This is a genomic window from Pseudomonas mosselii (genome assembly GCF_005796105.1).
In the GTDB taxonomy this organism is placed as follows: domain Bacteria; phylum Pseudomonadota; class Gammaproteobacteria; order Pseudomonadales; family Pseudomonadaceae; genus Aquipseudomonas; species Aquipseudomonas mosselii_C.
This window is the reverse complement of record NZ_VAUO01000006.1, coordinates 1-16492: the sequence shown is the minus strand read 5'-3', so window position 1 is coordinate 16492 and position 16492 is coordinate 1. Positions and strand designations below refer to the sequence as shown.

Sequence of the window (16492 nt, the reverse complement as noted above, 5' to 3'; positions counted from 1 at the left end):
CGCTGTGCGCCTGCGGCACCCTCCTTGGGCTGCTGCACCCGCTCGACCAGCGAGCAGATTCCTGGCTATTTCGGTCAAATCGACCTTCATTTCTGTTGCCCGTCGCGGCTTGGCACCTTAGACTTCGGCCCCCTGTAAAAGAGTGCCGGTTGGCGCTTGACGTATTCCGCTGCTGGCGAGTGAATCGACGGCGGCACCTGAATCGCCCCAATGCACATTTTTTCATAGAGAAATCGATGACCAAGGAACAGTTGCTGGCCATGTCGGCCGATGACTACATGAACGCCGAGCAGCTCGCGTTCTTCACCGCGCTGCTGCAAGCGATGAAAGTCGAGACGCATGAGCGCATCGAACTCAACCGCACAGCCATCGAAGGCCTGGATACCCCGTCGGATCCGGCTGACGTCGCCTCGGTCGAGGAAGAGCGCACTTGGCTGGTCAATGCCATCGACCGCGATCAGCGCCTGCTGCCGCAACTGGAGATGGCTCTGGACCGTATCGGTGACGAAAGCTTCGGCTGGTGCGACGACAGCGGTGAGCCGATTGGCCTGAAGCGCCTGCTGATCAGCCCGACTACCAAGTACTGCATCGAAGCCCAGGAGCGCCACGAGCAACTCGACCGCCACCAGCGGCAAGTCTGACTCGGCACCCCTTGCGAAGGCCCCATGGAGCGATCCCTGGGGCCTTCGTGCTTTATTGCCTTGCATCAAGCGACGGAGTCGTCCATCCAGTCGGCTATGGATAGTGGCTTTATAGTGGCGTTTAATGGCGTCACAATAACGACACACAGATGGATGATCACGATGATGCGAGAAGGAACTCTGCCGCCTGTCGAATTCGCCCAGCCGGCGCGTGGCGTTGCCCTGCTGCAGGGCCTGGCCCTGTGCGCGCTGCTCTGCCTGACGGCGCTCGTCGAGCAGGCACTGTACCTGGCTGTCCCCCTGGCGTTGATCGTGCTGTGGTTGCCCCGGTGGCGAAAGACGCCTGCGTCTGCGGCGCAGGTCGAGGTTGCCGGACACGACGACCTGATCCGCCAGTTGGCTCGGGGTACTAGCCACAATGCCCTGTCGGCCGCCGCCGTGGCGCACGCTGCTCAGCAATTGGCTGCCCGGGTGCAGTCGCAGTTGGGGGCGGCCCAGGAGATCGTCGGCAGTGCCGAGGCCATGATCACCACCGAGAAAGCCAGTGCTCAACTCAGCCAGCAGGCGCTGGCCGCAGCGCGTTCGGCCCACGGCAGCAGCCTGACCGGAAGCGCAGTGCTGGGCGAGTCGATCCAGCGCATGCACCAACTTAGCCAGCGTGCCACGGCCAGCCGAGAGCTGATCGAGGCCCTGCACCAGCGCAGTGAGGATATCGCCCGGGTCACCTTGGTGATCCAGGCGATCGCCAGTCAGACCAACCTGCTGGCCCTTAACGCGGCCATCGAGGCCGCGCGTGCGGGCGAGCATGGCCGGGGTTTTGCCGTCGTCGCTGACGAGGTGAGGGGCTTGGCTGGGCGCACTGCCAGCGCTACCGAAGAGGTGGGGCAGATGGTCGCGGATATTCAGACGCGCACCGCGCAGGTCGTGGCGCAGATCCGTGAACTGGCGGACGACCTGGGCAGTGGTGTCGAGCAGGTAGAGCATACGGGCGGCCAGCTGACGCAGATCGCCGAGCTGGTCGCCTCGGTCGAGTGTCAGGTCAGCGAGATTGCCGGCGGCACCGAAACCAATCGTGACCAACTCGATACGTTGTTTCAGGCGGTGGCTCAGGTGCGCGGCGACCTGGCGGTGAGCGAGCAGCAGACCCAGCGGCTGGCCAAGGCTGCCGTGCAAATGGAAGGACAGGTGGAGCGCCTCAGCGAACGCTTGGCCGAGGTTGGCCTGGATGCCTATCACCAGCGTGTGTTCGAGCTGGCCCAGGCCGGTGCCCGGCAGATCGGCGAACGCTTCGAAGCTGACATCGAGCAGGGCGTCGTGAGTTTGGCGGATCTGTTCGATCGTCAGTACCGCCCCATTCCCCAGATGCAGCCGCCGCGCTTCACGACGCGTTTCGATCGCTATACCGATGGGGTGTTACCGGACATTCAGGAGCCGTTGCTGCAGCAGCATGAGGGGCTGGTGTATGCCATTGCCTGCACGCCGCAGGGTTATGTGCCGACCCACAACAATGCGTTCAACCAACCGCTGACCGGGGAGCTGCAGCACGACACGGCCTACAATCGCAGCAAGCGCTGTTTCGACGACCGTACCGGCATTCGCTGTGGTAGCCATCAGCAGCGGGTGTTGTTGCAGACCTACACCCGCGATACTGGGGAACTGATGCACGATCTGTCGGTGCCGATCTTCGTCCAGGGCCAGCACTGGGGCGGCCTGCGTCTGGGCTATCGCCCCGAGCCTGGATTGGACTGAAGGGCGCGATCAGCGCTCCAATTGGCGGGCCAATGCGCAGGCATCGACGTGATGTCTGCGAAAACCTTTGACCCGGCCGGTGATGCGGTCGGTGATGTGATAGAAGGCGACTCCGGCGGGGACAACGGTAAAACGAGGCGCGCGAGCGCAGGAAATGCTCCGCGCCTCTCGACGGGTTTCGGTGTTTTCGTGCATATTCATCTCCCTGTAATGCGTATCTGAAGATCGCGGCCCCGTTCTGTCGACGGAGCTGAGGTTGTCTGCCGCTTTTTTCCTGGCGTTTGGCCGTCAGGCATTACGTATCCTTGTTACCGAATCCTGTCGAAGCGTACCGCGTGCACTGGGGAGATGGACGGGAGAAGTACTTCCGGGTTGTCCCCTGGGTCGTACCGCATGGATGCTCCGTCGGCAGGTCCCGGGGCCTACCCGGCTTTGAATTGAAGTGACGACCACCTTGCGCGATCAGGCGCAGGACGGTGGCCGGTTGCAATTGATGTGAGGAGCTTTTCATTGGCAGTCAGTACTCTCGACACACATGCCCTGTTCGCCTTGGGCGACCTGCGCGCCAAGTTGGTCAAGTTGTTCCAGGGACGTTTCGTCTACGTCACCGAGCAGAATCCCGACGGCCTTTACATGGCCGAAATCGACACCGATGAGGCGATGGTGGTCGATGATAAGCAACGTCTGGAGCTGAAAGTGGGCGACCACTTCCGCGCCGCCGTGTTGCCCAGCCGCGAAGGTGGGAAACTGGAGCTGCGTTTTCGCGATATCAAGTTCAATGTCTACGGCCAGGGCGACTACGCGTTTGTATCTGTCGCGGAAGGTGACGGCATCGTGTTCCGCGAAGGGCAGGGTGTGATGCTGGTGTTCGCAGCGCAGCAGCAAGTGCCGGAAGGTCTGGGCAAACTGCTCAAGGCCGTCACGGGCAAGGTCGCGAAATGGCGCAAGGGTGAGCTGACTACGTTCAAGGCCAGCGAATGAGTGCGCCTTCGCTGGCGCATTCGCGGGCCGCATTTCACCGCGAGCATCAGGCCGCGGCCCGCGAGTTGGCCCAGTACTTGTTGTCGCGCCGTGAAGCGCTGCAGGGCGGGTGGTTGACCTGGGTGGCTGGGCAGCTCTATGCGCTCAGCCCTGCGCCGTTCGCGGCGATGGTGCGCCGTGAACTGGAGCAGTTGAACCAGGGCTGAGCATCAGTTGCCGCGGTCGCGACCGCTGCTGACCTCATCGGGTACGTCTTCGCCACTGGTGCGCTTGCGAAACAGCGCTGCCCGTGCGAGTAGCAGCGTGGTCACCGGGACGGTGATCGACAGCAGGATCGGGATCAGCCAGGCGTGCAGCACGGGGCTTTGCTTGAGGGCCGAGAAGTACAGGATCGACGCCAGCGCGACGCACCACGCACCGATGGTCGAGGCCAGTGCCGGTGGATGCATGCGCTGGAAGTAGTCCTTCAGCCGCACCAGACCGATGGCGCCGATCAGCGCGAACAGGCTGCCGAACAGCAGCAAGGCGGCTACAGACAGCTCCAGCCAGAACGGCAGTTGCACGGATTCGTTCATTCGATCACCTCGCCACGCAGCAGGAACTTGGCCAGGGCGAACGAGCCGACGAAGCCGAACAGGGCGATCAGCAACGCCCCTTCGAAGTAGGTGTCACTGGCGTAGCGGATCCCTAGCACCAGCATCATCAACATGCCCAGGATATACAGATAGTCCAGTGCCAGTACCCGGTCCTGGGCCGACGGGCCGCGGAATAGCCGGATCAGGGCCAGCCCCATCGCCAGGGCGAAGATGAACAGGCTGGCGAGGACGGCGTTGGTCAACAGGCCGCTCATTCGAATATCTCCATCAGCGGGCGTTCGTAGGTGTGCTTGAAGTGCTCGATGAAAGCGGCTTCGTCTTGCAGGTCGAACACGTGCAGGAGCAGGACGCTGCGGTCCAGTGCCAGCTCCGACCAGACAGTACCCGGCACCACTGTGGTAATCATCGACAGTGCGGCCAAGCCGTGGGCGTCGCGCAGTTGCAGTGGGATGTGGATGAAGGCCGAGCGTGGTGGGTGGCGGTGGGCACGCAGCACGCCGCGCGCTACCTGCAGGTTCGACACGATCACGTCCAGGCCCACCCGGCCAATTAGCTTGGCGATGACCCATGGGCGGCGTACGTGGGCATGCTGCGGACGCAGCGGCGCCATCAGGACCGGCGCCAGAACGCCCAGGGCTGTGCCCAGCAGCAGGTTACCGGGGCTCACCGAGAGATTTAGCAGCAGCCACAGCGCGAACAGCGAAAGCGACAGCAGCGGAGCCGGAAACAGGCGATTCATGGCTGGACCTCGGCATTGGCGGTGGTCGGGCCGGGCAGGGGGCGGGTGGCCATGACAGCGTTGATATAGGCGTCCGGTGCCTGCAGGCCGGCTGCGGTGTCTTGGGTATAGCGCAGCAGTGGTTCGGCTTTGAGGCTGAGGAAGACGCACAGGCTCAGCAGAATGACGATGGGAAGGCACTCGTAGCGGCGCAGCAGGGGCGAGGGGCGTTCTTCGGGCTTCCAGAAGCGCTGGATGCCGACCCGGCCAAAAGCGATCAGCGCTGCCATGCCTGACAACAGCAGCAGGGTCACCAGGACCCAGCCTGCGGCGCCGAGCGATTGCGTCGGGGCCATGCCCAGGCCCTGCGGGTTGAACAGTGCACTGATCAGGTTGAGCTTGCCGATGAAACCCGACAGCGGCGGCATGCCGATGATCAGCAGTGCGCAGGCGATGAAGCTCAAGCCGAGAAACGCCATGGTCCAGGGAATGATCTGGCCGATCACGGCTTTCTGCTCGTCGTCCAGGTTGATGCCTTTGGGCGGGTGCAGCGATTCGAGCGGTGACGGCATCGCGCCTTCTTCGTCCTCCAGCGGTGCTTCGTTGGCTGAGCGCGAACGCTCCACCAGCTCGGCCAGCAGGAATAGCGCGCACAGCGCCAGGGTCGAGCTTGCCAGGTAGAACAGTGCCGCGCCTGTGAGCAGCGGCTGGCCGAAGCCCACCGCCGCCAGCAGGGTGCCGGCCGACACCAGGATGCTCAGCGCGGCCAGACGCTCCAGGCGTTGGGCCGCGAGGATCGATACCGCTGCGATGGCCAGTGTCGCCAAGCCGCCGTACACCAGCCAGTCGCCACCAAAGTGCGCCGACGCACCTGCTTGCCCGGAGAACAGCAGGCTCCACAGACGCAGCACGGCGTACAGCCCAACCTTGGTCATGATCGCGAATAGGGCCGCCACCGGCGCACTGGCCGAGGAGTATGCCGGTACCAGCCAGAAGTTCAGCGGCCAGATACCGGCCTTGGCCAGGAATGCCATGGCCAGGATCGCTGCACCGGCGTGCAGCAGGCCACGGTCGGCTTCCGGCACCAGCGGGATCTTCAAGGCGAGGTCGGCCATGTTGAGGGTGCCGGTCACCCCATAGAGCATTGCCGCGCCCACTAGGAATAACGATGAGGCAAACAGATTGACAGCGATGTAGTGCAGACCGGCCTTGACCCGCGCGCGGCCCGAGCCGTGCAGTAGCAAACCGTAGGAGGCCGCCAGCAGCACTTCGAAGAACACGAACAGGTTGAACAAGTCGGCGGTGAGGAAGGCGCCGTACAGGCCCATCAACTGGATCTGGAACAGTGCATGGAAACTGGCGCCGGCGCCATCCCAGCGGGCGCGGGCGAACAGCAGGGCACAACTGCCGACAATGCCGGTCAGCACCAGCAGCAGCGCCGAGAGGTGGTCGACCACTAGCACGATGCCAAAGGGTGCAGCCCAGTTGCCGGGCAGGTAGACCCCAATCGACTCGGCCTGGCCCTGGTTGCGCACCCAGATCAGCAGCGATACGGCAATCGCCAGGCCGGCGAACGTGGACAGCAAATTCAGGCGGGCCTTCATCCAGCGGTGCTTTTCGCCGATCAGCAGCATCAAGGCAGCGGTGAGCAGCGGCAGCAGAATTGGTGCGATGATCAGTTGGTTCAGGCCACTCATTCCTCACGCTCCCGGCCATCGACATGGTCGGTGCCCGTGAGGCCGCGCGAGGCCAGCAGCACGACCAGGAACAACGCGGTCATCGCAAAACTGATGACAATGGCGGTGAGCACCAGGGCCTGGGGCAGTGGGTCGGTGTAATGCAGAAGATCCTGGGTGACGCCTTCCTTGATGATCGGTTCCTTGCCGATGAACAGGCTGCCCATGCTGAAGATGAACAGGTTGACCCCGTACGACAGCAGGCACAGACCCATGATCACCTGGTAGGTGCGTGGGCGCAGGATCAACCAGACCCCGGAGGCGGCGAGTACACCGATGGCGACTGCGATGACTTCTTCCATCAGGCGGCTCCTGCTTGGCTGGACTTGGCGGGGTTACCGGGCCGATAGGCACGTACCGACTGGTGAGCCAGTGCGGTGAGGATGAGCAGGGTCGAGCCGACCACCACGCTGAACACGCCGATGTCGAAGAACAGTGCGCTGGCGACGTGCACGTCACCGAGCAGCGGTAGTTGCAAATGGGCGGTGTGGGTGGTCAGGAACGGGTAGCCGAGCAGCATCGCACCGGCGCCGGTGAGCGTTGCGCAGAGCAAGCCGGTACCCATCCAGCGCAGCGGGCGCAGGCTCATCTGTGCCTCGACCCATTGGGTGCCCGCGACCATGTACTGGAGGATGAACGCCACCGACATCACCAGGCCTGCGACGAAGCCGCCGCCGGGTTGGTTGTGGCCACGCATGAACAGGTACATCGAAACCAGTAGGGCGATCGGCAGCAGCAGGCGTACCAGCGCGGCCGGAACCATCATGAAGCCCAACGCGGTGTCGGTGGCATGACGCGGGTTGACCAGGTCGGTGACCACGTCTGGCGCCAACTGGCGTTGCTGGGCCGGTAACTGCATGCTCTCCTTCGGTGGGCGGAAGCGGCGTAGCAGGGCGAACACGGTCAGCGCTACGGCCACCAGCACCGTGACTTCGCCCAGGGTGTCGAAGCCACGGAAGTCCACCAGCATGACGTTGACCACGTTGGTGCCACCGCCTTGGGGCAGGGCGCGGCTGAGGTAGAACGAGGAGATGTCGTTGGGGGTCTGTCGGGTCAGCATCGCATATGACAGCAACGCCATGCCGCCGCCGACCAGTACCGCCAGCACCAAGTCACGCAAGCGGCGCAGGCGGGCGCGGTCCTGGCTGCCTGGCAGTGGCGAGACGCCTTCGATACGCCGGGGCAGCCAGCGTAGCCCGAGCAGCAGCAAGACGGTGGTCACCACCTCCACGGCCAGTTGCGTGAGGGCCAGGTCAGGGGCCGAGAACCAGACGAAGGTGATGCAGGTCATCAGGCCGCACACGCTGACCATGATCAGCGCCGCGAGACGGTGGTACTTGGCCTGGTAGGCCGCGCCGATGGCACAGGCAATGGCGATCAGCCAGAGCGCGACGAACACCCCGGAACCCGGGATCTTAGGTCGCTCGCCCCAGCTCAGGCCGGTGTACAGCAACGGGGTGAGGCCGGCGATGAAGGCCGCCAGCACCAGCATGAACAGTTGCTTTTGCAGGCGGCGAGTGGTCAACACCCGCTCGATGTGCCGCGCGAGCAGCATCAGGCGTACCAGGCCGTGTTCGAACAAGCGCTTGCCGTTGAAACGCTCGATCAGTGGCGGGTAGGCGAAGCGACCGCGCTGGAACTGCTTGCGCAACACCAGGTAGAGCGCAATGCCACCGCTCATGGCGATCAAGCTCATGATCAGCGGTGCGTTCCAGCCATGCCAGATGGCCAGGCTGTATTCAGGTAGGGTGCCACCGACCACTGGTAATGCGGCGGCGGCTAGTAGAGGGCCTACCGATTGCGCGGGGAAGATACCGACCACCAGGCAAGTGAGAACCAGCAGTTCAACCGGAGCACGCATCCAGCGCGGCGGCTCGTGGGGGATGTGAGGCAAGTCTTGAGCGGTGGGCCCGAAGAACACATCGACCGTGAAGCGCAGCGCGTACGCCACGCTGAAGGTGCCGGCCAGGGTGGCAATGACTGGCAGTGCGGCTTCGACCCAGGCGGTGGAGCTGATGAACACGGTTTCGGCGAAGAACATCTCCTTGGAGAGGAAACCGTTCATCAATGGCACCCCGGCCATCGAGGCGCTGGCCACCATGGCCAGGGTGGCGGTGAACGGCACCAGTCGGAACAGGCCGCTGAGACGGCGGATGTCACGGGTACCGCTCTCGTGGTCGATGATGCCCGCGGCCATGAACAGCGAGGCCTTGAACGTGGCGTGGTTGAGAATGTGGAATACCGCCGCGACTGCGGCCAGTGGGCTATTGAGGCCCAGCAGCAGGGTAATCAGGCCCAGGTGGCTGATGGTCGAGTAGGCCAGCAGGCCCTTGAGGTCGTTCTGGAACATCGCCGCGAAGGCGCCCAGCAACAACGTGGCGGCACCGGCGCCACCGACGATCCAGAACCACTCCTCGCTCCCCGACAGCACCGGCCATAGGCGTGCGAGCAGGAACACCCCGGCTTTGACCATGGTTGCCGAGTGCAGGTAAGCAGAAACCGGGGTCGGCGCGGCCATGGCGTGGGGCAGCCAGAACTGGAACGGGAACTGCGCGCTCTTGCTCAGTGCACCGACCAGGATCAGAGGCAGCAAGACCGGGTACAGGGCGTGCTGGCGAATCAGGTCGCCGGCGGCCAGCACCTTGTCCAGGTCATAGCTTCCGACTACATGGCCGAGCAGCAGTGCGCCGACCAGCAGGCACAGTCCACCCGCGCCGGTGACCATCAATGCCATGTAGGCGCCGCGGCGCGCGTCGGCACGGTGATGCCAGTAACCGATCAGCAAGAATGAGAACAGGCTGGTGAGTTCCCAGAAGAACACCAGTTGGATCAGGTTGCCCGAGATCACCAGCCCGAGCATGGCGCCCATGAATGCCAGGAAAAAGGCGAAGAAGCGTGGTACTGGGTCTTGTGGCGACATGTAGTAGCGCGCGTAGAGCGACACCAATGTGCCGATGCCCATGATCAGCAGGCTGAACAGCCAGGCGAAGCCGTCCATGCGCAGGACCAGGTTCATGCCCAGGCTCGGCAGCCAGAGGAACTCTTCACGGATGACGCCACCATGGGCGACCTGTGGGTACATCAACGCCACCTGCACGGTACCCACCAGCGCGACGAGCCCGGCCAGGATGGATTCGGCGTTACGTGCGTTGTGCGGCAGGACGGCCGCCAGGCAACTGCCCACGAAGGGAAGAAGCAATAGCACAATCAATGACATAGCGTTCTGATCTGAAAAGTTTGTCAAGGATCATACGTGCCGGGTGGGGGATCACCAACACGCAAGCGGTTGCGAAATCCTACAAATGCGCTGTGACAAGGTGTTTTTTTATAACAGCTTTTTACAAAGCATAGCGGGAACCGAGGGATTCACCGACCCGCTTCGCGCTCAGGGGCATCGCCCTCGACACGCGTGCTGGCCTTGCTTGCGCGCCGCACTTTCAGTTCGCTGATCACCACCGCCATGACGATCAGTACGCCGCCGAGCAGCGCCACGCCGGGCAGTCGCTCACCGGCGAGGCGCCCGACCACTCCGGCCCAGACCGGCTCGCCGGCGTAGATCAAGGTGGCGCGGGTCGGCGAAACGGACTGCTGCGCCCAGTTCATCGCCACTTGGATCACCGCGCTCATCGCACCTAGGCCGATGGCGCTGCCCATAAGCAGCCAGGAAAACTCGGGCAGGCGCTCCTGAGTCGGCACGATCATCAGGAAGGCCAGCGCCGACGCGGTGGTCAGTTGGACCACGGTGACCCGACGGACATCTACGTGGCCTGCGTAGCGACTGATCAGAATGATCTCGGCAGCGATGGCCACGGCGCTGACCAAGGTCACCAGTTCACCTTCGCTGAAGTGCAAGGTCCCACCTTCGGGGCCTGCCAGCAGCATCAGGCCGACGAAGGCCAGGCAGATACCCAGGCTCGGCATCAACCCCGGGCGACGCCCCAGCACTAGCCACTGTAGCAACGGTACGAACGGCACGTAGAGTGCGGTGATGAACGCCGACTGGCTGCTGTTGATGGTTTGCAGGCCCATCGTCTGCAAGCCGTAGCCGAGCATGATGGTGACGCCGATCAGCAGGCCTGCCTTGAGTTCGGTAAAGGTCAAGCCCGGCAACGCCCGCGCCGATACCAGGCCGACGAACAGTGCGGCGGCGGCGAAGCGCAGGCCGACGAAGAACATCGGGCCGCTGACGCTCATGACGTTGTGCACGATGAGGAACGTGCCGCCCCACAGCATGGTGATGAACACCAGCACCAGTTCAGCCTTGCTCAGGCGGAAGGTGACGGCGGGCTTGCCTGGGGCGGTGTAATTCATGGCCTTGCGTACTCGACAGGGGCGGCGCACAATTCGCCGCAAAGTGTGCAGTATACTGCGCAACCCTAGCAAGTGAGCAATATAGTGCACAAAGACTCCCTACACCGGGCCTCGGTGCTGCAACATGTCAGTCAGAATGTCCGTCGCCTGCGCGGTGATGCCGGGCTGAGCCAGGCTGCCCTGGCTGAGCGCTCTGGTGTCAGCAGAAGGATGCTGGTGGCGATCGAGGCGGGCGAAAAGAATGTCAGCCTCACCACCCTCGACCTGATTGCCGATGCCCTCGGCGTTGCATTCAGCACCCTGATCCAGGCGCCTGATCAGCGCGATCCGAGTCGCATCGACGAGCTGGCCTGGGCCGGCGAGCACCCAGGTAGCCGCGCGGTACTGCTGGGCAGCAGCATCGCACGGCGCGAGGTGGAGCTGTGGGAATGGACCCTGGCTCCTGGCGAGCACTATGCCAGTGAGGCGGATGCTGCCGGCTGGAGCGAACAGATCTACGTCGCCGAAGGGCAGTTGACTCTCTTGGTGGAGGACACCGAGCATCGTCTATGTAGCGGCCAATTCCATGTGTTCCCTAGCAATTGCCGCTACGCCTACCGTAACGATGGCGTGCTGCCGGTGCGCTTCGTGCGCAACGTCGTGATCTGAGCCTTCAGTCGTCGAGCAATTCGTCGGTGCTGGCCACCCTGGCGTAAGCAAAGGCCAGCGCGGCCATGGCCGAGGCGTGTACGTCGCCAGCCGCCACCTGTTTATTATCAAAATCCAGTGCGAGGGTGGCGCAGGCGTCATGCGCCACGCTTACCTGGTAGCCGAAATCGGCCGCAGCACGGGCAGCGGCATCGATGCACATGTGGCTCATGCTGCCGGCAAGGGTCAATGCGGTGACGTCGTGTTGGTCGAGCAGTTGCTTGAGGTTGGTGTCGCGAAAACTGTTGACCTGATGCTTGAGTACCACTGCTTCGCCGTCGGTGGGGGTTACCTTGGGATGTATTTGTGCGCCGTGGGAACCGGGGGCGAAGAACGGCGCATCGGCGCTGTCGAACTCATGGCGTACGTGGATCACCAAATCGCCCCGCTCGCGGGCAGCGGCCAGCAGCCGCACGGCGTTGTCAGCGGCGGCGTCGGCACCGTGCAGGGCCCATTTGCCACCTGGGAAGTAGTCATTCTGGATATCGATCAGGATTAGCGCCTGCTTGCTCATGTTTGTCTCCTATTGCGGTCGTGGTGAACGGTTACCGGTCTACGCCTAGTCATTTCGTCTTGGCGGTGCGTGAGTGTCAGCCGGGGTGGGGGCCAGGCCCTTCCTCGGCCAAGTGATCCTGATGGTTGCGCAGCGGGCACTCCTTGAGCGACAGGCAGCCGCAGCCGATGCAGCCATCGAGTTGTTCGCGCAGCATGCTCAGTGCCTCGATACGCTGGTTCAGGTCTTCACGCCAGTGCTGCGACAGGCGCTGCCAGTCCTCGGCAGTGGGGGTGTGGTCGCGGGGCAGGGCCGCCAGTGCCTGGGCGATATCGGCCAAGGGAATGCCCAGGCGTTGGGCCATCTTGATCACCGCTACGCGGCGCAATGCCGCGCGTGGATAGCGGCGTTGGTTGCCGCTGTTGCGGGTACTGTGGATCAGCCCCTTGGTTTCATAGAAGTGCAGTGCCGTCACCGCTACGCCGCTGCGTGCGGCCAGTTGGCCGACACTGAGCAGGCGCTCGGCGCTGGGTATGAGCTGCATGTGAGAAAATCCTTGACCTTGAGTTAACTCAAGGTTTTAACCTGCGCGGCACTAGGCTGCAACTGCCACGAGCGAGGAGACGTACCATGACGGCGAATGCCCATTCCCTGTGGTTTACCCAAATGATCGAGTACGACGTGCCACCTGCCCGCCAGGCCGAGTTGGCCAACGCTCTGGCGGCGCGCAGCGAGCAACTGGCGCGGCGTTGCGAGGGCTTGGAGAGCGTGAGCATTCAGGCCAGCGATGATGGTTGCCGGGTGCTCCAGTCGTTGCAGTGGCGTTCGCGCCGGGCGTGGACGAGCGCTTGTGCGCTGTTCGCCGATGAGCCGTTCCTGGCGCTGCTGAGCCAGCACCAGGCGCGGGGCATAAATTTTTCGGCGTACCAGGCCTTGCGCAATTGGGTGCGGGGCGCCGATGGTGGCTTGCACTGTGAGGTCGCTGGCGCTCGGGCATAGCCGTGTATCGATCAACTTCTTCCACTCATTGCCGCTTCAGGCTTGTGGCCAGTTGCAGGCGCATGGCTCAGTCATAACGGCAAAGAAGTGTTCAGCCCCCGTTAATTGGAATTGATTGGCAGTAGGTGACGTTGATGCAGCAAACCCCGCTTGTATGTCGCCTGCGTGATTGCGAGCGCTGGCCGGGTGTTTCATTATCGATGGCCTGGATCCGTCGAGATGAGCCCGCAGGAGTGCGCATGAACAGTCAGTCCCCCCTTCTGGAAAGTGTGCCGGCGCGCCTGGCGCGTTTGCGCGAGGTGATGGCTCGGGAGGGTGTCGATGCCCTGCTGGTGCCGTCGGCCGACCCGCATCTCTCCGAGTACTTGCCCGGTTACTGGCAGGGGCGTCAGTGGTTGTCTGGCTTCCACGGTTCGGTTGGAACCTTGGTGGTGACTGCGCAGTTCGCCGGGCTTTGGGTCGACAGCCGCTACTGGGAACAAGCCGAGCAGGAGTTGCAGGGCAGTGGCATCGAGCTGATGAAGCAGCGGCCAGGTCAGCCGGGCGCGTTGGAGTGGTTGGGCGAGCAGGCGCCAGCCCATGGTGTCGTGGCGGTGGATGGTGCGGTGCTGGCCTTGGCAGCCGCGCGCCAGTTGGGCGAGCGTTTGAAGGCGCGCGATGTGCGGCTGCTGACGCATCTCGATCTGCTCGGTCAGGTATGGACGGATCGTCCTTCGTTGCCTGCCAACCCGGTGTATCAGCATCTGAGCCCTCATGCCACGGTCAATCGTGCGGAAAAGCTCGCCATACTGCGCCAGACCCTGCGTGAGAAGGGCGCTGACTGGCACTTCATCGCGACCCTCGATGACATCGCCTGGTTGTTTAACCTGCGCGGTAGCGATGTTTCCTACAATCCGGTGTTTGTCGCCTTTGCTTTGATCAGCCAGGATGCGGCGTTGTTGTTCGTCGGAGCCGATAAAGTCGATGATCATCTGCGCCAAGTATTGGCCGCTGACGGTATCGAGGTGCGCCGTTACGAAGAGATTGGCAAGGCCCTGGCCGCCATCGAATCAGGTCGTAGCCTGTTGCTGGATCCGGCGCGGGTCACGTGTGGGTTGTTGGACGGTGTCGATGAAGGCGTGCGATGGGTGGAGGGCATCAACCCCACCACGTTGAGCAAGTCGCGCAAGGGGGAGGAGGATTTGCTGCACATCCGTCAGGTGATGGAGCAGGATGGCGCGGCGCTTTGCGAGTTTTTTGCCTGGTTCGAGGCGCATCAGGGGCAGGAGCGCATTACCGAATTGACGATCGACGAGCGCCTGAGCGCTGCGCGTGCGCGCCGGCCGGGCTTTGTATCCCTGAGTTTTTCGACCATTGCTGCTTTTAATGCCAATGGCGCGATGCCGCATTATCGTGCGACCGAACAGTCCCACGCGGTCATCGAAGGCGACGGCCTTTTGTTGATCGATTCGGGCGGTCAGTACCTGGGTGGCACCACCGATATCACGCGAATGGTGCCGATCGGCGAACCTTCGAAGGCCCAGAAGGCCGATTGCACCCGAGTGCTCAAAGGCATGATCGCGCTGTCGCGGGCGCGTTTTCCGCGGGGTATCCTATCGCCCTTGCTCGATGCGATTGCCCGAGCGCCGATCTGGGCGGATCAAGTTGACTACGGACATGGTACCGGGCACGGCGTGGGGTACTTCATGAACGTGCACGAGGGGCCGCAGGTCATCGCTTTCCAGGCCGCAGCCACGCCCCAGACGGCAATGCAGCCGGGGATGATCAGTTCCATCGAGCCGGGAACCTATCGGCCTGGAGAGTGGGGCGTGCGGATCGAGAACCTAGTGGTCAATCGGGAGGCAGGTAGCAGTGCCTTTGGGGATTTCCTTGAGTTCGAGACGCTGACTCTGTGCCCCATCGATACCCGTTGCTTGCTCCCTGAGCTGCTCGGGCGCGAGGATACTGCTTGGTTGAATCGGTATCACTGGACCGTGCGTGAGCGGCTCTCGCCATTGTTGTCCGGTGACGCGCTGCAATGGCTGGAGCAGCGCACTGCGGCGATCTGATAGTGGCGGGTGGACGAATGAGGGCAGCCGCTGGCTGCCCTTTGTGCGTTCTACTTGCAGATCACGATCATGCTACGACTGGTGTAGCCAGCCGGGTTGATGCCGAAAATATAGTCCCCTGGCTCTTCGTCGCTGTCGCCTGAGCGGGCAATGACCTTATAGCCCTTGCTGCAGGCGCTGTCAGCCTTGGCATAGCATTTGTCCCAGGATGAAGAGAGCCCCGAGCAATTGATATGCAGGCCCTTTTTCCCGCGCTTGACCTCGGTCTTGGCTGTCGCGGCACATCCAGCTATGGCCAAGATGGCCAGGATGAGCAAAATACGTTTCATTCCTGTCCTTATGGGCCCGACTGCTTGATCGGACCTGTCGTCAGCGCTTCGGCTCTTCCCTGATTTTCCCCTGCATCCCTTTGCAGCCAAGTAGATAGCGTCTTGATTATGATTTTGTGACAGCTTAAGGCAGCGTTGTGCGCGGGTACAAGACCATAAGCGCGCAGATGAAAGTATTTCTCAAGTCAGTCCGCCGCCATCGGCGGCACTGCATCGCGCTTCATCGACAGTGTTGCGCCCACGGACGCGGTGATGATGGCGAGGATGGCTAGCCATTGCCACAGGGTTAGCTGCTCGCCGAGGAATAACAGGCCAGAAAGGGCGCCGAAGGCCGGTTCTATACTCATTAATGTACCGAAGGTGCGGGCGGGCATGCGTGTCAGGGCGACCATTTCCAGGCTGTAGGGCAGTGCAGTGGAGAGGACCGCGACTGCCAGTGCCACCGGTAGCAATGCGGGAGTCAGCAGGGCGCTGCCGGCATGCAGCATGCCGATCGGGGCCACGAACAACGCCGCGATCACCACACCCAGGGCTGCGGTCTGGATACCGTTCTCGGCACCGGCACGTTGCCCGTAAAGAATGTAAAGCGCCCAGCACACGCCCGCGCCCAGTGCATAGAGTGCGCCTAGCGGATCGATGCCGCCTCCGGCTTGGCCCACGGGAATCAACAGCAGCAGCCCGGCCACGGCCAAGGCGATCCACACGAAGTCAAGCGCCCGTCGAGACGCCAACAGCGCGACGGTCAATGGGCCGGTAAATTCCAGGGCGACGGCAATGCCCAGAGGTACGCTGCGCAGTGACATATAGAAGAGGAAGTTCATGCCGCCCAAGGCCATGCCGTAGATAATCACGCTGCGCAATGTGCTGGCATCCAGGCGGGCGCGCCAAGGGCGCAGTAGCAAGAGCATGATGATGCTGGCAAAGATCAGTCGCAACGTAGTTGTGCCTTGAGCGCCCACTATCGGAAACATGCTCTTGGCCAGCGAAGCCCCCGACTGGATGGATGCCATGGCGATCAGCAGCAGCCCGATGGGGAAGAGTGTGGCGGTCAGGCTGCGCGTTTGCGTGTTCATTATAAAGAAGGGGTCCGTGGTTGTTCGTGCGATTGAGCAATATAGTGCGCAATTTGCCCCATGATTCGCAAGGAGCGGTATTAATGCGCTTATTTTGAAAATAAGGGTTGACGGGGTTTCAGATCCCCTTA

At 62.8% G+C, this 16492-nt stretch carries 19 protein-coding genes; 7 read left to right on the top strand and 12 right to left on the bottom strand.

The features are described from left to right. Positions 1-236 precede the first annotated feature (236 nt). Both FEM01_RS13895 and FEM01_RS13890 read left to right on the top strand, forming a co-directional pair. Positions 237-641: a TraR/DksA family transcriptional regulator gene (locus tag FEM01_RS13895; protein WP_138220067.1), complete on the top strand. Its 405-nt coding sequence runs from the start codon at positions 237-239 to the stop codon at positions 639-641. 165 nt (positions 642-806) lie between these two features. Further along, positions 807-2390 (top strand): methyl-accepting chemotaxis protein, encoded by a 1584-nt coding sequence (locus tag FEM01_RS13890; protein WP_240791759.1) that lies wholly within the window; start codon positions 807-809, stop codon positions 2388-2390. Between the two features lie 9 nt (positions 2391-2399). Here the strand turns inward: FEM01_RS13890 and FEM01_RS13885 are convergent, their stop codons facing one another. Then, positions 2400-2585 (bottom strand): hypothetical protein, encoded by a 186-nt coding sequence (locus tag FEM01_RS13885; protein ID WP_138220065.1) that lies wholly within the window; start codon positions 2583-2585, stop codon positions 2400-2402. 315 nt (positions 2586-2900) lie between these two features. On the opposite strand from FEM01_RS13885, the gene FEM01_RS13880 reads away from it, so the two are divergent. Both FEM01_RS13880 and FEM01_RS13875 read left to right on the top strand, forming a co-directional pair. Next, positions 2901-3371, top strand: coding sequence for a hypothetical protein (locus FEM01_RS13880; RefSeq protein WP_138220064.1), 471 nt, complete (start codon positions 2901-2903; stop codon positions 3369-3371). Continuing rightward, positions 3368-3577: a hypothetical protein gene (locus tag FEM01_RS13875; RefSeq protein WP_138220063.1), complete on the top strand. Its 210-nt coding sequence runs from the start codon at positions 3368-3370 to the stop codon at positions 3575-3577. Before FEM01_RS13880 ends, FEM01_RS13875 begins: the two co-directional genes overlap by 4 nt. A 3-nt stretch (positions 3578-3580) precedes the next feature. Here the strand turns inward: FEM01_RS13875 and FEM01_RS13870 are convergent, their stop codons facing one another. The 7 genes from FEM01_RS13870 to FEM01_RS13840 all read right to left on the bottom strand — a co-directional run bounded on the left by FEM01_RS13870 (position 3581) and on the right by FEM01_RS13840 (position 10732). Beyond that, complete coding sequence (locus tag FEM01_RS13870; protein ID WP_138220062.1) at positions 3581-3946, bottom strand: Na+/H+ antiporter subunit G; 366 nt, start codon at positions 3944-3946, stop codon at positions 3581-3583. Beyond that, entirely contained in the window at positions 3943-4221 is a 279-nt protein-coding gene (locus FEM01_RS13865; RefSeq protein ID WP_138220061.1) for a K+/H+ antiporter subunit F, read from the bottom strand. The genes FEM01_RS13870 and FEM01_RS13865 overlap by 4 nt, the downstream gene beginning before the upstream one ends. After that, on the bottom strand, positions 4218-4706 hold the full coding sequence (locus tag FEM01_RS13860) for a Na+/H+ antiporter subunit E (RefSeq protein WP_138220060.1): 489 nt from the start codon (positions 4704-4706) through the stop codon (positions 4218-4220). The genes FEM01_RS13865 and FEM01_RS13860 overlap by 4 nt, the downstream gene beginning before the upstream one ends. Then, on the bottom strand, positions 4703-6382 hold the full coding sequence (locus tag FEM01_RS13855) for a monovalent cation/H+ antiporter subunit D (RefSeq protein ID WP_138220059.1): 1680 nt from the start codon (positions 6380-6382) through the stop codon (positions 4703-4705). Before FEM01_RS13855 ends, FEM01_RS13860 begins: the two co-directional genes overlap by 4 nt. Next, on the bottom strand, positions 6379-6723 hold the full coding sequence (locus FEM01_RS13850) for a Na+/H+ antiporter subunit C (RefSeq protein ID WP_043213881.1): 345 nt from the start codon (positions 6721-6723) through the stop codon (positions 6379-6381). The genes FEM01_RS13855 and FEM01_RS13850 overlap by 4 nt, the downstream gene beginning before the upstream one ends. Continuing rightward, complete coding sequence (locus FEM01_RS13845; RefSeq protein ID WP_138220058.1) at positions 6723-9638, bottom strand: monovalent cation/H+ antiporter subunit A; 2916 nt, start codon at positions 9636-9638, stop codon at positions 6723-6725. Before FEM01_RS13845 ends, FEM01_RS13850 begins: the two co-directional genes overlap by 1 nt. Before the next feature lie 149 nt (positions 9639-9787). After that, the gene (locus FEM01_RS13840) at positions 9788-10732 is read right to left on the bottom strand and encodes a DMT family transporter (RefSeq protein ID WP_138220057.1); all 945 of its coding nucleotides are present in this window, start codon (positions 10730-10732) and stop codon (positions 9788-9790) included. An 84-nt stretch (positions 10733-10816) separates the two neighbouring features. Here FEM01_RS13840 and FEM01_RS13835 point away from each other — a divergent pair, with 84 nt between their 5' ends. Continuing rightward, the gene (locus tag FEM01_RS13835) at positions 10817-11380 is read left to right on the top strand and encodes a helix-turn-helix domain-containing protein (protein ID WP_138220056.1); all 564 of its coding nucleotides are present in this window, start codon (positions 10817-10819) and stop codon (positions 11378-11380) included. A gap of 4 nt (positions 11381-11384) precedes the next feature. On the opposite strand, the gene FEM01_RS13830 is transcribed toward FEM01_RS13835, so the two are convergent. Then, complete coding sequence (locus FEM01_RS13830) at positions 11385-11933, bottom strand: cysteine hydrolase family protein (RefSeq protein ID WP_138220055.1); 549 nt, start codon at positions 11931-11933, stop codon at positions 11385-11387. A gap of 76 nt (positions 11934-12009) precedes the next feature. Then, entirely contained in the window at positions 12010-12456 is a 447-nt protein-coding gene (gene soxR / locus FEM01_RS13825) for a redox-sensitive transcriptional activator SoxR (RefSeq protein ID WP_138220054.1), read from the bottom strand. Positions 12457-12542: 86 nt separating this feature from the next. Here soxR and FEM01_RS13820 point away from each other — a divergent pair, with 86 nt between their 5' ends. Both FEM01_RS13820 and FEM01_RS13815 read left to right on the top strand, forming a co-directional pair. Then, positions 12543-12911, top strand: coding sequence for an antibiotic biosynthesis monooxygenase (locus FEM01_RS13820; RefSeq protein ID WP_138220053.1), 369 nt, complete (start codon positions 12543-12545; stop codon positions 12909-12911). A 239-nt stretch (positions 12912-13150) separates the two neighbouring features. Continuing rightward, complete coding sequence (locus FEM01_RS13815) at positions 13151-14959, top strand: aminopeptidase P family protein (RefSeq protein WP_138220052.1); 1809 nt, start codon at positions 13151-13153, stop codon at positions 14957-14959. Positions 14960-15009: 50 nt separating this feature from the next. On the opposite strand, the gene FEM01_RS13810 is transcribed toward FEM01_RS13815, so the two are convergent. Together FEM01_RS13810 and rhtA are read right to left on the bottom strand one after the other, a co-directional pair. Further along, positions 15010-15288: a hypothetical protein gene (locus FEM01_RS13810; protein ID WP_138220051.1), complete on the bottom strand. Its 279-nt coding sequence runs from the start codon at positions 15286-15288 to the stop codon at positions 15010-15012. Between the two features lie 185 nt (positions 15289-15473). Beyond that, entirely contained in the window at positions 15474-16361 is an 888-nt protein-coding gene (gene rhtA, locus FEM01_RS13805; RefSeq protein WP_138220050.1) for a threonine/homoserine exporter RhtA, read from the bottom strand. Positions 16362-16492 lie beyond the last annotated feature (131 nt).